At 72.6% G+C, this 13771-nt stretch carries 14 protein-coding genes; 9 read left to right on the top strand and 5 right to left on the bottom strand.

Annotated features, from left to right (window positions below):
- The first annotated feature begins 425 nt into the window (after positions 1–425).
- Both radA and disA read left to right on the top strand, forming a co-directional pair.
- Positions 426–1865 (top strand): DNA repair protein RadA, encoded by a 1440-nt coding sequence (gene radA, locus AB0435_RS26485; RefSeq protein WP_366006404.1) that lies wholly within the window; start codon positions 426–428, stop codon positions 1863–1865.
- Positions 1866–1988: 123 nt separating this feature from the next.
- Positions 1989–3113: a DNA integrity scanning diadenylate cyclase DisA gene (gene disA / locus AB0435_RS26480; protein WP_116213224.1), complete on the top strand. Its 1125-nt coding sequence runs from the start codon at positions 1989–1991 to the stop codon at positions 3111–3113.
- 74 nt (positions 3114–3187) lie between these two features.
- On the opposite strand, the gene AB0435_RS26475 is transcribed toward disA, so the two are convergent.
- Positions 3188–4012 (bottom strand): hypothetical protein, encoded by an 825-nt coding sequence (locus AB0435_RS26475; RefSeq protein ID WP_366006403.1) that lies wholly within the window; start codon positions 4010–4012, stop codon positions 3188–3190.
- A gap of 184 nt (positions 4013–4196) precedes the next feature.
- Between AB0435_RS26475 and AB0435_RS26470 the strand changes: the two genes are divergently transcribed.
- Entirely contained in the window at positions 4197–4778 is a 582-nt protein-coding gene (locus AB0435_RS26470; RefSeq protein ID WP_366006402.1) for a phosphatase PAP2 family protein, read from the top strand.
- 7 nt (positions 4779–4785) lie between these two features.
- Here AB0435_RS26470 and AB0435_RS26465 read toward each other — a convergent pair whose 3' ends face one another.
- Genes AB0435_RS26465 through AB0435_RS26455 form a run of 3 tightly spaced genes read right to left on the bottom strand, consistent with a single transcriptional unit; the run spans position 4786 to position 7608 of the window.
- Positions 4786–5268 carry a pyridoxamine 5'-phosphate oxidase family protein gene (locus AB0435_RS26465; RefSeq protein WP_366006401.1) on the bottom strand — a complete coding sequence of 161 codons (483 nt, stop codon included), beginning with the start codon at positions 5266–5268 and terminating at the stop codon, positions 4786–4788.
- Between the two features lie 19 nt (positions 5269–5287).
- Positions 5288–5911 (bottom strand): response regulator transcription factor, encoded by a 624-nt coding sequence (locus AB0435_RS26460; protein ID WP_366006408.1) that lies wholly within the window; start codon positions 5909–5911, stop codon positions 5288–5290.
- Between the two features lie 41 nt (positions 5912–5952).
- Positions 5953–7608 (bottom strand): histidine kinase, encoded by a 1656-nt coding sequence (locus tag AB0435_RS26455; RefSeq protein WP_366428108.1) that lies wholly within the window; start codon positions 7606–7608, stop codon positions 5953–5955.
- A 104-nt stretch (positions 7609–7712) separates the two neighbouring features.
- Here AB0435_RS26455 and AB0435_RS26450 point away from each other — a divergent pair, with 104 nt between their 5' ends.
- From AB0435_RS26450 to cseC, 5 genes are all read left to right on the top strand, one after another.
- Complete coding sequence (locus AB0435_RS26450) at positions 7713–8624, top strand: A/G-specific adenine glycosylase (protein WP_366428107.1); 912 nt, start codon at positions 7713–7715, stop codon at positions 8622–8624.
- A 278-nt stretch (positions 8625–8902) separates the two neighbouring features.
- A complete protein-coding gene (locus AB0435_RS26445) occupies positions 8903–9451 on the top strand; it encodes a SigE family RNA polymerase sigma factor (RefSeq protein WP_121801639.1) in 549 nt (182 codons plus the stop codon).
- Complete coding sequence (locus AB0435_RS26440; protein WP_366006398.1) at positions 9439–10098, top strand: hypothetical protein; 660 nt, start codon at positions 9439–9441, stop codon at positions 10096–10098. The genes AB0435_RS26445 and AB0435_RS26440 overlap by 13 nt, the downstream gene beginning before the upstream one ends.
- Positions 10099–10105: 7 nt before the next feature.
- The gene (gene cseB, locus AB0435_RS26435; RefSeq protein ID WP_366006397.1) at positions 10106–10807 is read left to right on the top strand and encodes a two-component system response regulator CseB; all 702 of its coding nucleotides are present in this window, start codon (positions 10106–10108) and stop codon (positions 10805–10807) included.
- 30 nt (positions 10808–10837) lie between these two features.
- Complete coding sequence (gene cseC, locus AB0435_RS26430; protein ID WP_366006396.1) at positions 10838–12139, top strand: two-component system sensor histidine kinase CseC; 1302 nt, start codon at positions 10838–10840, stop codon at positions 12137–12139.
- Positions 12140–12267: 128 nt separating this feature from the next.
- Here cseC and AB0435_RS26425 read toward each other — a convergent pair whose 3' ends face one another.
- Complete coding sequence (locus AB0435_RS26425; protein WP_366006395.1) at positions 12268–13002, bottom strand: M23 family metallopeptidase; 735 nt, start codon at positions 13000–13002, stop codon at positions 12268–12270.
- Positions 13003–13342: 340 nt separating this feature from the next.
- On the opposite strand from AB0435_RS26425, the gene AB0435_RS26420 reads away from it, so the two are divergent.
- Positions 13343–13696 (top strand): trypco2 family protein, encoded by a 354-nt coding sequence (locus tag AB0435_RS26420; RefSeq protein ID WP_366006394.1) that lies wholly within the window; start codon positions 13343–13345, stop codon positions 13694–13696.
- Positions 13697–13771 lie beyond the last annotated feature (75 nt).

Below are 13771 nucleotides of genomic sequence, written 5' to 3'. Positions count from 1 at the left end.
GGCTCCCCCAGCTACCGCTGGGAGGTGCCCCCAGCGGGCGCGTCCTCAAACTCCCCCAGCTACCGCTGGGAGGTGCCCCCAACGGGCTGGATTTCGCGCACCCGGCGGGAAAGAAAGGCGCATCCACCGGCCTTGAACGTACCCACCGGCGGAGGGGGTGGGGCCGGAGGGTGGGGTTCTGGAACGCGGTGCGTTGTCACGGCACTCAATACGTAAGGCGGCGCCACGCACCGCGTTCCAGGTCCTCAGCCCGGAGGCCACACCCCCGGCCCAGCCACAAACCCAGCCCGGCCGGCGCTTGAGGCCACGCCCGAAGGGCGAACCCCACACACCCAGCCCGGCCCGGCCCACGACCGAGGCCACCCCACCCCCGGCACAAACAGCCCGCACCCCAACTGTCAGTCCCCCCAGATACGGTGACCAACATGGCTGCCCGCACCGCACGATCCGCCAAGGACCGCCCCTCCTACCGCTGCACAGAATGCGGCTGGACCACCGCGAAGTGGCTCGGTCGCTGCCCCGAGTGCCAGGCCTGGGGGACCGTGGAGGAGTTCGGCGCGCCCGCCGTGCGGACGACCGCGCCGGGGCGGGTGACTTCTGCCGCGGTGCCGATCGCGCAGGTGGACGGCCGGCAGGCCACGGCCCGGAGCACGGGGGTCGACGAGCTGGACCGGGTCCTCGGCGGCGGGCTCGTGCCCGGCGCCGTCGTGCTGCTCGCGGGCGAGCCCGGTGTCGGCAAGTCGACTCTCCTGCTGGACGTGGCGGCCAAGGCCGCCTCCGAGGAGCACCGCACCCTCTACGTCACCGGTGAGGAGTCCGCGAGCCAGGTCCGGCTGCGCGCCGACCGGATCGGCGCCCTCTCGGACCACCTCTATCTGGCCGCCGAGACGGATCTGTCCGCCGTCCTCGGGCACCTCGACACCGTCAAGCCGTCCCTCCTGATCATGGACTCCGTCCAGACCGTGGCCTCGCCGGAGATCGACGGGGCACCGGGCGGCATGGCGCAGGTGCGCGAGGTGGCGGGCGCGCTGATCCGGGCGTCGAAGGGGCGCGGGATGTCGACGCTGCTGGTCGGCCATGTCACCAAGGACGGCGCGATCGCGGGTCCCCGGCTGCTGGAGCACCTGGTGGACGTGGTGCTGAGCTTCGAGGGTGACCGGCACGCCCGCCTGCGCCTGGTGCGCGGTGTGAAGAACCGCTACGGCGCGACGGACGAGGTCGGCTGTTTCGAGCTGCACGACGAGGGCATCACGGGGCTCGCCGACCCCAGTGGGCTGTTCCTGACCCGGCGCGACGAGCCCGTGCCGGGCACCTGTCTGACGGTGACGCTGGAGGGCCGCCGTCCGCTGGTCGCCGAGGTCCAGGCGCTGACGGTCGAGTCCCAGATCCCGTCGCCGCGCCGCACCACGTCCGGCCTGGAGACGTCGCGGGTGTCGATGATGCTGGCCGTGCTGGAGCAGCGCGGGCGCATCAGCGCGCTCGGCAAGCGGGACATCTACAGCGCCACGGTGGGCGGGGTGAAGCTCTCCGAGCCGGCCGCCGACCTCGCCGTCGCGCTCGCGCTCGCGAGCGCCGCGAGCGACACCCCGCTGCCGAAGAACCTGGTGGCCATCGGCGAGGTGGGGCTGGCGGGCGAGGTCCGCCGGGTCACGGGTGTGCAGCGGCGGCTGGCGGAGGCGGCCCGGCTGGGGTTCACGCACGCGCTGGTGCCGGGCGACCCCGGGAAGATCCCCAGCGGGATGCGGGTCCTGGAGGTCGCGGACATAGGCGAGGCGCTTCGAGTGCTGCCCAAGCGGGTACCCCGGGAGAACCGGCGCAAAGCCGGGGCGGACGCCCCGTCGGAACAGAGCCCTGTCCGAACCTGAGGAGAGGCCCCTTTAATAGGCTGGGCGCCGGAATACGCCAGTAGACTTTGCCCTGGTCTCGCCCGTACGTACGGACGGCAGGGCGGCCTGCGGCACCGTTGACCTTGCGACCGGAGGAGTGCAGTGGCAGCCAACGACCGGGCATCGGGCCCCGGCAAGGCCGGGGGTTCCTCCGGTGCCGACGGTCTGATGCGCGCCTCGCTGAGCGCCGTCGCGCCCGGCACGGCCTTGCGCGACGGACTCGAGCGCATTCTTCGCGGCAACACCGGCGGTCTGATCGTCCTGGGCATGGACAAGACCGTCGAGTCGATGTGCACGGGCGGTTTCGTCCTCGACGTGGAGTTCACGGCCACCCGGCTGCGTGAGCTGTGCAAGCTGGACGGCGCGCTGATCCTCGACAAGGACATCACCAAGATCGTGCGGGCGGGCGTCCAGCTCCTGCCGGACGCCTCCATCCCCACCGAGGAGACCGGCACCCGGCACCGCACCGCGCAGCGCGTCTCCATCCAGTGCGGATTCCCCGTGGTCTCGGTCAGCCAGTCGATGCGGCTGATCGCGCTGTACGTGGGCGGTGAGCGGCGCGTGCTGGAGGAGTCCGGCGCGATCCTCTCCCGCGCCAACCAGGCGCTCGCCACCCTGGAGCGCTACAAGCTCCGGCTGGACGAGGTCGCGGGCACGCTCTCCGCCCTGGAGATCGAGGACCTGGTGACCGTCCGGGACGTCACGGCGGTGTCCCAGCGGCTGGAGATGGTCCGCCGGATCGCCACGGAGATCGCGGAGTACGTGGTCGAGCTGGGCACCGACGGCCGTCTTCTCTCACTCCAGCTGGACGAGTTGATCGCCGGCGTCGAGCCGGAGCGCGACCTGGTCGTGCGGGACTACGTCCCCGAGCCGACCGCCAAGCGCACGCGTACGGTGCCCGAGGCGCTCTCCGAGCTGGACTCCCTGACCCACGCCGAGCTGCTCGAACTGCCCATCGTCGCCCGCGCGCTGGGTTACAGCGGATCGCCCGAGACGCTGGACTCCGCGGTCTCCCCGCGCGGCTACCGCCTGCTGGCGAAGGTGCCGCGGCTGCCGGGGGCGATCATCGAGCGGCTGGTCGACCACTTCGGCGGCCTCCAGAAGCTGCTCGCCGCCAGTGTCGACGATCTCCAGACCGTCGACGGCGTCGGCGAGGCCCGCGCGCGCTCGGTCCGCGAGGGCCTCTCGCGGCTCGCGGAGTCGTCGATCCTGGAGCGTTACGTCTGACGCGGCGCTGCCGCTGTGTGTGAGGAAGCGCTGTGCGGGCCGGAGGTTCCGGCCCGCACAGCGCTTCTTCGGCGTCAGCTCTTGTCGAGGGTGAATTCGAACTTCTCGGTGACCCCGGCCACCTTGACCTCCACCCGGTAGGTGCCCGCGTCCGCCGACGAGGCGCCGGACGGCGTCGCGCACTGCGGGGCGCTCTTCTTGCGGTCCCACTCCAGCGTCCGCTTCGTCTCACCCGAGCCGGGCAGCTCGATCAGGACGGCGCCCTTGCCCCGGGGGCAGTCGTCGGAGGACCAGACGTGGTCGTCGCCACCGGCGTCGGTGATCTTCAGGACGGCCGCCGTGGACCCGAAGTCGACCTTGCAGGCCGAGCCGCCGGAGTTCTTCACGACGATCTCGAACTTCGGCTTCTCGTCCGGGCCGTAGGAGTCCTTGACGCTGCGCACCGTCAGGCGCACGGATCCTGACGTGCAGTCGGGCAGCGAGGCGCCGGCCGGCACGACCTTGCCGTCGCCGGTGCCCAGCACTCCGCTGCCACCGCCGGAGCCCCCGGACCCGGAACCGCCCGTGCCACCGCCTGAGCCCCCTGAGCCCCCGGTGTCACCGTGGTCGTTCGCGACCCCGCCGCTGCCGCTCGTGCCCGAGTCGCCACGGCCGCCCGGCCGTTGGCTGTTGAAGGTGCCCGAGGGAACGGGGCCGGGCGTGATGGTCGTCTGTGCCGGGCCCTTTCCGTCCGAAGAGCCCTTGCCCTGGTCCTTGCCGGAGCCGCCACCGTCACCCCCGAAGCTGACGATCCACAGTCCCAGCAGTACGAGAAGGCCGAGCAGGCCAAGCGCAACTGCCCTCCGCCGCCAATAGATGGAGGAGGGAAGCGGCCCGATCGGATTGCGCAGAGATCCCACGCGAAGACTCTACGAGAGATCGGGCGGGGCACCAGCCCATACCCGCCGGGCGGGTGCCTACTTTTCGCATCATCAGCCCGCAGGACGACGGCATTCCGTTGTCGATACCTGACGAAAGTCAGGCTCGCCGCATGCCGATCGCCCGATGTGGTGCGGGGGTGACATTCCGTACTCTCCATGAATCATGGACGACGATCTCTACCGCGACATCACCGACTACGCGCACTCCACACCGGGCTGGGTGCACAGCCTCGCGGAAGTCGGCACCCAGGCCGGACTGTTGCTGCTGGCGGCGACGGCCGTCGTGGTCTGGTGGCTGGCCCGGCGGCGCGGCGCGCGCGAGGTGGCCCTCGCGCTCCTGGTGCCGGTCGGCACGGCCGTGGCGTACGGGATCAGCGAGGTCGTAAAGAGCCTGGTCGACGAGGCGCGGCCGTGCCGGGCGGTGGCGCACGCGGTCACCTCGATCGCCCCCTGCCCGGCGGCGAACGACTACTCCTTCCCCAGCAACCACGCGACGCTGGCCGCCGTCATGGCGACCGGCATCGTCCTGGCGCGCCCCGTGGCGGCGTGGCTGGTGGTGCCCATGGCGCTGCTGGTGGCCTTCTCCCGGGTCTTCCTGGGCGTGCACTACCCCCACGACGTGGCCGCGGGCCTGGTGCTCGGCACCGTCGTCGCGCTGCTGGCCGCCCGGCTGTTCGTACGCTCCGCCACCAGGCTGGTGGAGCGGTGGAGCGACGGCCGGTGGAGCGCACTCGTCAAGGCATGACGGGAGTTCACACGTTGGGGTGGTGAGTCCACTCCGTCTTGTGTCCGAAGCCCTGGCCGTTGTCGACAAGCCGCAGCCAGTCGGGGCGCAGCTCCCACAGATCGGTGCGTTCCATCGCCTGTCGGAGCTTCTCGTTCCGGTCCACGTACGGATAGCGCGTGCCGTACGTACGCCACCCCGCCTCGCGGTCCGCGCCCTCCAGGCGGCGGCAGGCGCCGCGTCCTTGAATGCCCGTCAGGGCGGTCCACACCTGGCCGTCGCGCTGCGCGGTGAAGGCGACCGGCCCCCCGTCGAGGAGGGCACGGCCGTGGCGGGTGGTGACCGAGGTGACGAAGAGAAGGGCGGGGCCGCCGTCGGCGGTCTCCGCCCTCGCGTAGAGGACGGCGCACGCCTGGGGGCCGTCCTCGTCGGCGTAGGCGAGGGTCATGGTCGTGTGGGCGTCGAGGGCCGCCCTGATCTCGTTCGGGGGCCGCTGCCCGGTCTCGCTCATGATCCCCATTCCACCCCGGTCAGTCGCCGGTGACCAGTCCGGCCTCATACGCGATGATCGCGGCCTGCACCCGGTTGCCGACCTCCAGCCGGTCCAGGACCGCGCTCACGTAGCCCTTGACCGTGCCCTCCACGAGGTGCAGGCGCCGGGCGATGCCAGCGTTGGAGAGCCCCTCCCCCAGCAGCGCCAGCACCTCGCGCTCGCGCGCCGTCAGCCCGGCGGTGCGGGCGCGGGCGGCGGCGCCGCGCGTCAGCCGCTCGCCGCCCAGCTCGGCGATGACGTGCCGGGCGACCTTGGGCGAGAGGTAGGCGCCGCCGTCGGCCACCGCCCGCACGCCGGCCATCAGCTCGTACGGGTCGCCGGACTTGAGGAGGAAGCCGGTGGCGCCGCCGCCGAGGGCGCGGGAGATGTAGGCGTCCTCGGAGAAGGTGGTGAGGATGGCGACGGCCGTGCCGGGTGTGGTGCGGCGGATCTCCTCGCACGCGGCGAGGCCGTCGAGCCGGGGCATCCGGATGTCCAGCAGCGCGACGTCCGGACGGTGCGCCTGTGCCGCCTCCACGGCCTCCCGGCCGTCCGCGGCCTCGGCGACCACCTCGATGCCGGGGTCGGCGCCGAGGATGGCCCGGACGCCCGCGCGGATCATCGCCTCGTCGTCCGCGAGCAGGACCCTGATGGCCTCTCCTGTCACCGCACCCACTCCTTCTCCTCCTGTTCGACGACTTCGGTCGTGCCGATGCGGGGAATGCGGCTCTTCGCGACCAGCAGCCCGTCGCGGAAGCAGAGCCGGAAGTGGTCGACGCTGACGAAGAGCTCGCCGCTGGCCCGGTAGTAGCGGCACTGCGCCCCGGCGGGCGGTGCCGCGAGGGTCCGCCGGACCGGCGGTTCGGCCACGCGGCGGTCCGGCAGCAGCGGCTCGACCGCGGCGTACGGCGCGCCGACGCGCAGTTCCGCGTAGTCGGCGGGCGTCAGCACGGAGTGCGCCTTGATGTAGGCATACCACCCGAAGGCGGCCGCGACGAAGACGGCGGCGCACCCGCCGACGACGGCGAACGGCACGACGACGCGCCGCCGGGACACGCGCCGGGCGCGGGCGAACGCGTCGAGGTCCCCGGCCTCCGAGGCGACGGTGAGCGCCTCGGCCCCACCGGTGTGCGGCGGTTCCTGTTCCCCGGCGGGCGCGGGAGGCGTGTGGGGCAGGTGGGCGCGGACGCGGAAGCCGCCGTCGCACGGCCCGGCGGAGAGGTTCCCGTCGGCCAGGGCGGCGCGCTCGCGCAGGCCGAGCAGCCCGGTGCCGCCGCCGGGGACGGTGCGGGGCGGGGTGTGCGCGGCGGGTGCGGGTCCGTTGGCGACGGTCACGGCGGTGGCGACCGCGGCGTGCTCGACGGTCACGGTGACCTCGGCGCCGGGCGCGTGCTTGGCCGCGTTCGTCAGGGCTTCCTGGACGACGCGGTGGGCGGCGCGCTCGACCATGGGCGGCACCGCGGCGGGCCCGTCGCAGCGCAGGCTCACGGTCATGCCGGAGGCGGCCGCCCGCTGCACGAGGGCCGGAATGGTTTCGTCCGCCGGGGCCAGCGGGGGCACCGGTGCCGCCTGGGGCGTCGTGGGGTCGCGGAGGATGCCGATGATGTCGCGGAGGCGGTCGGTGGCGTCCGCCGCCGCCCCGCGCAGGTCCGCGGCGGCCGCGCGCTGTTCCGCGTCGAGCCCGGGTGCCACCTGGAGGGCACCCGCCCGCAGCGCGATCAGGCTCAGTTCGTGGCCCAGGGAGTCGTGCATGTCCTGGGCGATGCGGGCGCGCTCGCGCAGCCGGGCGCGGTCGGCGACGATCACCTGCTCGCGCTCCAGCTGCGCGGCACGGCTCCACCCGGCGGCCACCAGCTCGCGGTCCTGGCGGCGGTAGCGGCCGACCAGCCACGGGAAGACCGCCCCGAAGAGCAGCGTGCCGATCAGAACCAGCCATTCGACGACAGGGTCGAAGCCCCGCCCCACGACGAGCAGCGTGCCCGCCGCGGCGATCGCCGCGAAGGCGTACGGCGCGGGCCGGGCCCGGGCCGAGCGGCGGCCGAGCAGATAGGCGAGGACGGCGAGCGCGGGCCCGTACGAGAGCGTGAAGAGCGACGGCGAGGTGGCCAGGCCCATGCCCGCGACGAGCAGCAGCCCGAGCACCGGCCGCGTACGGGAGGCCACGACGGCGACGGCGAGGAGGACGACGGCGCACGCCGACTGCCACCAGGGCCGCGGTGTGTTCAGCCCCAGACCGGTGGCGGCGAAGGCGGGCGCGGCCAGCGCCACCCAGAGCAGGGTGTCCGGAAGCACCGTGGTCAGGGCGGGTCTGCGGCTCACCGTTCGAACGTACCGGGCGACCGGGTCGTGCGCCCCTGCCGAAAGTCACATATGCGGCTCCGCCCGGCGCCGGAGCCCTCCCGGAACGTGTCAGGATCGTGGTGATGACTATCTCGCCACCCTCCGCAGACGTGCCCGGGACGGACGCCGCTCTGCACGGCCCCGTGCTCGCCTGGTTCGACACGCACGCCCGTGACCTGCCCTGGCGGCGCCCCGAAGCGGGGCCGTGGGGGGTGATGGTCAGCGAGTTCATGCTCCAGCAGACGCCGGTCGCCCGGGTGCTGCCGGTGTACGAGCAGTGGCTCGCCCGCTGGCCGCGCCCCGCGGCCCTCGCGGCGGAGCCGCCCGGCGAGGCCGTACGGGCCTGGGGCCGGCTCGGCTACCCGCGGCGCGCGCTGCGGCTGCACGCGGCGGCGACGGCGATCACGGAGCTGCACGGCGGCGAGGTGCCGAACGACCACGCCGAGCTGCTGGCGCTGCCGGGTGTCGGCGAGTACACCGCGGCGGCGGTCGCCTCGTTCGCGTACGGGCAGCGGCACGCGGTCCTGGACACCAACGTCCGCCGGGTCTTCGCGCGCGCCGTGAGCGGTGCGCAGTACCCGCCGAACGCGACCACCGCCGCCGAGCGGAAGCTGGCGCGCGAGCTGCTGCCCGCCGACGAGCCGGTGGCCGCCCGCTGGGCGGCGGCGACGATGGAGCTGGGGGCGCTCGTCTGCACGGCGCGCACCCCCGGCTGCGCCCGTTGCCCGATCGCCGCGCGGTGTGCCTGGCGGGCGGCCGGTTCCCCGGCGCACGACGGCCCGCCGCGCCGCGGCCAGACCTACGCCGGCACGGACCGCCAGGTCCGGGGCAAGCTCCTGGCCGTGCTCCGCGAGGCCCTGGAGCCCGTGCCGCAGCGGGCCCTGGACGCGGTCTGGGACGAGCCGGTGCAGCGGGCGCGCGCCCTCGACGGGCTGGTCGCGGACGGCCTGGTCGAACCCCTGCCCGAGGGCCGCTACCGGCTGCCGCTCACGTAGCCGTGCCGGGCGCGGCTCCCCCGCGCTCGCGGCGGCGACCGATCCGGCGGACGTTGGTGTCCAGGACCACGTCACGGCAACAAAGCAAAGGCCGACGGCCCCCTTTGCGCCCCATTTCTTCGGCTTTCCCTCGGCGCTGTTACACAACCTATGGACAGCTGTGCACCAGCCGCAGTGCTGCTGCGCATCGCGCCGCAACAGCTCCTCCGTAGCGTCCTACTCGTGCTGGGGGACCGCCAGCGTGACGCGGGGAATGCAAGCGGAATGGAGGCTGCAAGATGGCCAGCAGCGGCAAGGTTCTGGACTTCGAAGAGTACGTGCGCAACCGTCAGGACGCCCTCCTGCGCAGCGCCCGCCGCCTCGTTCCGGACCCCATCGACGCGCAGGACCTCCTCCAGACCGCCCTGGTGCGTACGTACGGCCGCTGGGAAGGCATAGCGGACAAGTCGCTTGCCGACGCCTACCTCCGCCGTGTCATGATCAACACTCGTACGGAGTGGTGGCGCGCCCGCAAGCTCGACGAGGTGCCCACCGAGCAGCTCCCCGACGCCTGCGTCGAGGACGGCACGGAGCAGCACGCCGACCGGGCTCTGCTGATGGACATCCTCGGAGTCCTGGCACCCAAGCAGCGCAGCGTGGTCGTGTTGCGACACTGGGAGCAGATGAGCACCGAGGAGACCGCGGAGGCGCTCGGCATGTCGACCGGCACGGTCAAGAGCACGCTGCACCGGGCGCTGGCCCGGCTGCGTCAGGAACTGGAGAGCCGCGACCTGGACTTCCACGCCCTTGAGCGCAACGAGCGGGGGCAGGAACGGTGCGCAGCCTGAAAAAGGCGGCTCCCACCAAGCCGGCACTGATCACCGGCGGCACGGTCGCAGCATTGGCCGCAGCCGCCGGTCTTCTGCTTGCCGGATGCGAGGCGGGCAGTGAGGGCGTGCGGAAGGAGGGCACCGCGCAGACCCAGTCCGCGGCGAAGCCCACCCGTGTGCCCGCGGCTTCGGCGGCCCCCACCCAGGGGAAGATCGACGCCGTCAAGCTGATCAGGTCCGACCCCAAGGTCAGTGATCAGGTCAAGAAGAACCTCAAGCCGTGCGAGAAGAACCAGTACCCCGTCGACGTGATCTACGGGCAGGTGACCGAGGGCTCCCGCAACGACGTGGTCGTCAACATCCTGACCTGCGGGGATTCCCTCGGGGTCGCCTCGTATGTGTACCGTGCCAAGGGCGACTCGTACGAGAATGTGTTCGCGGCCGAGCAGCCGCCCGTCTACGCCGAGATAGACCGCCGCGACCTGCGGGTCACCAAGCAGGTCTACGGTCCCGGTGACGCGGCGTGCTGTGCGTCGGGCGAGGACGTCATGACGTACCACTGGTCGGGGAACGAGTTCCGCGAGGCCAGTCGCACGCACACCGACTTCAGCAAGGTCGGCAACAACGACAAGGGTGAACTCCCGAGCGTGGGAACGGAGGGCTGAGAGCAGCGTGGCCGATACGCATGTGCTCTTCGTCGAGGACGACGACGTCATCCGCGAGGCGACCCAGCTGGCGCTGGAGCGCGACGGCTTCGAGGTGACGGCGGTGCCCGACGGGCTGCTGGGGCTGGAGCGCTTCCGCGCCCGCAGGCCCGACATCGCCCTGCTCGACGTCATGGTGCCGGGGCTGGACGGGGTGAGCCTGTGCCGCCGGATCCGTGACGAGTCGACCGTCCCCGTGATCATGCTGTCGGCGCGCGCGGACTCCATCGACGTCGTGCTCGGCCTGGAGGCCGGGGCCGACGACTATGTGACCAAGCCCTTCGACGGTGCCGTGCTCGTCGCCCGGATACGGGCCGTGCTGCGGCGCTTCGGGCACGCCGGCGGGGCGGGCTCCGCCGCCGACGAGCCCGAGCCGCTCGAGGGCGGTGTGCTGCGCTTCGGTGACCTGGAGGTCGACACGGAGGGCATGGAGGTGCACAAGGCCGGCGAGCCGGTTGCCCTGACCCCGACGGAGATGCGGCTGCTGCTGGAATTCTCCGCGGCGCCGGGCACGGTGCTCTCCCGCGACCGGCTGCTTGAGCGGGTCTGGGACTACGGCTGGGGCGGCGACACCCGCGTCGTCGACGTCCATGTGCAGCGGCTCCGGGGCAAGATCGGCCAGGACCGCATCGAGACGGTCCGTGGCTTCGGCTACAAGCTCAGAGGCTGACCACCCGATGGTGAACCACCGGGGCCTCCCGTGGTGAAGCTCAACCTCCGCTCCGGCCTGCGCTGGAAGGTCAGCCTCGCGATCGCCGGCGTCAGCGCGCTGGTGGCCGTCGCGCTGAGCCTGGTCGTGCACAACGCCGCGCGGCTGTCCATGCTCGACAACGCCCGTGACGTGATGGACTCGCGGGTGCAGATCGCCCAGGGCTACTACGAGAGCACCCACCGGCTGATGCTCCACGCGAAGCTGGACGACCCGGCGCTGCCCAAGCAGCTCAAGGACGCCGCGGCCGTGGGCCTGCGCGCCACCTATCTCCAGGACTCCGACGGCAAGGGCACCCCCGAGGTCTGGGCCTCGACCCCGCTGCGGAACGGCAAGATCCTCTCGATCCACACCCGCTTCCAGGACCGCTTCGCCATCCTCGACGCCCTCGACCGGGCACTGATCATCGGCTCGGTCGCGGTGGTGCTCGGTGGCTGTGCCCTCGGCATCCTCATCGGGGGCCAGCTCTCCCGGCGGCTGCGCAAGGCCGCCACCGCCGCCCGCAAGCTTGCCGACGGGGACGCCGAGGTGCGCGTACGCGACGCCATCGGGGGACGGGTGCGGGACGAGACCGACGACCTGGCCAGGGCTGTCGACGGCATGGCCGAGGCGCTCCAGCACCGGCTGGAGGCCGAGCGCCGGGTCACCGCCGACATCGCCCACGAGCTGCGCACCCCCGTCACCGGCCTGCTCACCGCCGCCGAGCTGCTGCCGCCCGGCCGCCCCACCGAGCTCGTCCGCGACCGGGCCCAGGCCATGCGCACCCTGGTCGAGGACGTCCTCGAGGTCGCCCGGCTGGACGGCTTCGCGGAGCGGGCCGAGATGCAGGACATCCGGCTCGGCGAGTTCGTCCTGCGCAGGGTCCGGATCGCGGAACCGCAGGCTCAGGTCAAGGTCGTGCGCGACGCCTACGTCTCCACCGACCCGCGCCGCCTGGAGCGCATCCTCGGCAACCTGCTCGCCAACGCCGCCAAGCACGGCAAGGGGCCGTTCGAGGTGACCGTGGAGGGGCGCGTGCTGCGCGTGCGCGACCACGGGCCGGGCTTCCCGGAGGAGCTGCTGAAGGAGGGCCCGAGCCGCTTCCGCACGGGCAGCTCGGACCGGGCGGGCAAGGGCCACGGTCTCGGCCTGACCATCGCGGCGGGCCAGGCGCGGGTGCTCGGGGCGCGGCTCACCTTCCGCAACGCGGACCCCGAGTCGGGAGAGGGCCACGGGGCGATCGCCGTGCTCTGGCTGCCCGAGTCCGCTCCGACGAACACGGGCAGCTTCCCGATCATCCAGGTCCCGGACTGAGGGGCGGGCCGCGCATCCGGCGCGGCGCGCCTGGTCAGGAGCCGCGTTCAGTTGCGTCGGCTGCATACGACGATGCTGGCACGGGGGTCTGACAACGACCCCCGCATACCCTCTGACCTGCGGTTTCGTCAGAGGTTCTCGCCGTGGGCGCTCAGGAAGGCGCGGGGCTCGACGGCGGTGCCGTAGTTCGGGGTCGTGCGGATCTCGAAGTGCAGGTGGGGGCCGGAGGAGTTACCGGTGGAGCCGGAGAGGCCGATCTCCTGGCCGGTCGTGACGGCCTGCCCGACGTGCACGTCGACCTGCGACAGGTGGGCGTACTGCGAGTACGTGTTGTCGTCGTGCTTGATCACGATGGCGTTGCCGTACGCCGGGCCGTCGCCGCCGCCGTTCGGGCCGGCCTTCACGACCGTGCCGCCGTGCACGGCCTTCACGGACGTGCCGCTGTTCACGACGAGGTCCTGGCCGCTGTGCTTGCTGGCCCACATGTTGCCGGAGATCCCGAAGGGCTGGCCGATCTGGTAGCCGTCCACGGGCGCGACCCAGGCGTCGGCGCGCTTGCGCGATGCCTCGGCGGCCTTGCGGGCGTCCTCGGCGCGCTTCTCTGCGTCCTGCTTGGCCTTGGCCTGGGCGGCCTGCTCCTTGGCGGCGGCCTTCAGCTGGGTCTCGGCCTGGGTGTGCAGGGCGCCGCCCAGCGCCACCACGGACGCGAACGCCGGGACCTGCTCCTGGGTGGTGGAGGTGTCCGCCGCGAGCGCCACACCGGTTCCGAGGGCGAGCGAGGCGCCGAGCCCGGCCGTCACCACGGCGGCGCGGGAGCGCAGGGCGGACGTGCTCGCGTTACGGAAAGCGGTGCGCTTCGACATGAAGAAATACCTCCAGGCATGAATGAGTCCCGGCTGCGGACCGGGATCGCCATACCTTGGTAACCCGCAATTGCCGGGCGGCCAAGGGCGCCTTCTACTAGCGGATTTCGTATCCGGGCCGAAGGCATTTGGTCCCTACCCCCGGGCCCCGCCGGGGAAAATCACGCTTTTGTGGCGCCTGCCCGCCCGCTAATGCGGGTAGTAGTCGGAATTCGCCCTGTGCGGCTTGTCACCGCACCGGGACGTACGGCCTCCGCCGTTCCGGGACCAAGGCCCGTGCCCCGGCGGTACGCTCCCGTAGCCAGCAGACAACGGCCCGCACACGCCGGGGGGCGCCGCCATGCGCAGCGATTCGCACCACTCCGAGATCGACGACATCGAGCTGGCGGACGCCGTCCAGGCCGTCCGTGACGGCCTCACGGTGGCCGCGGCGCGCGGCACGGGCCAGGACGTCGTCTTCGACGTCGGCCCGATCGCCATGGAGTTCAGCGTGGAGATCCGCAGGGACCTCAAGGGCTCGGGCGGTGTGAAGGCCTGGGTCGTCAGCGCGGACGCGGAGGCATCCCGCGGCTCGACGCGCACGCACCGGGTCTCGTTCACCCTCACGCCGAAGGACGCCCGTACGGGCGGGAACCTGCGGGTGGGCAACGAGCGCCCCGGAGGCGTGTCCCGATTCGGCCCCACGGAGCCGTGATCGTCAATTCCGGGCGCGAATTCCACCGGAGGAAACGGAAAAGGCCGGCCCCGGAACCGTACGGTTCCGGGGCCG

The sequence above is a fragment of the Streptomyces sp. NPDC051173 genome (assembly GCF_040689515.1).
Lineage (GTDB): Bacteria > Actinomycetota > Actinomycetes > Streptomycetales > Streptomycetaceae > Streptomyces.
This window is presented reverse-complemented; position numbering and strand designations above follow the sequence as displayed.

What these genes read in the sequence shown, in the direction of transcription:
- radA (WP_366006404.1), top strand. Translation starts at nt 426, where the DNA reads ATGGCTGCCCGCACCGCACGATCCGCCAAGGACCGCCCCTCCTACCGC.
- AB0435_RS26470 (WP_366006402.1), top strand. Translation starts at nt 4,197, where the DNA reads ATGGACGACGATCTCTACCGCGACATCACCGACTACGCGCACTCCACA.
- AB0435_RS26465 (WP_366006401.1), bottom strand. Translation starts at nt 5,268, where the DNA reads ATGAGCGAGACCGGGCAGCGGCCCCCGAACGAGATCAGGGCGGCCCTC.
- AB0435_RS26460 (WP_366006408.1), bottom strand. Translation starts at nt 5,911, where the DNA reads ATGATCCGCGCGGGCGTCCGGGCCATCCTCGGCGCCGACCCCGGCATC.
- AB0435_RS26450 (WP_366428107.1), top strand. Translation starts at nt 7,713, where the DNA reads ATGACTATCTCGCCACCCTCCGCAGACGTGCCCGGGACGGACGCCGCT.
- AB0435_RS26445 (WP_121801639.1), top strand. Translation starts at nt 8,903, where the DNA reads ATGGCCAGCAGCGGCAAGGTTCTGGACTTCGAAGAGTACGTGCGCAAC.
- AB0435_RS26425 (WP_366006395.1), bottom strand. Translation starts at nt 13,002, where the DNA reads ATGTCGAAGCGCACCGCTTTCCGTAACGCGAGCACGTCCGCCCTGCGC.
- AB0435_RS26420 (WP_366006394.1), top strand. Translation starts at nt 13,343, where the DNA reads ATGCGCAGCGATTCGCACCACTCCGAGATCGACGACATCGAGCTGGCG.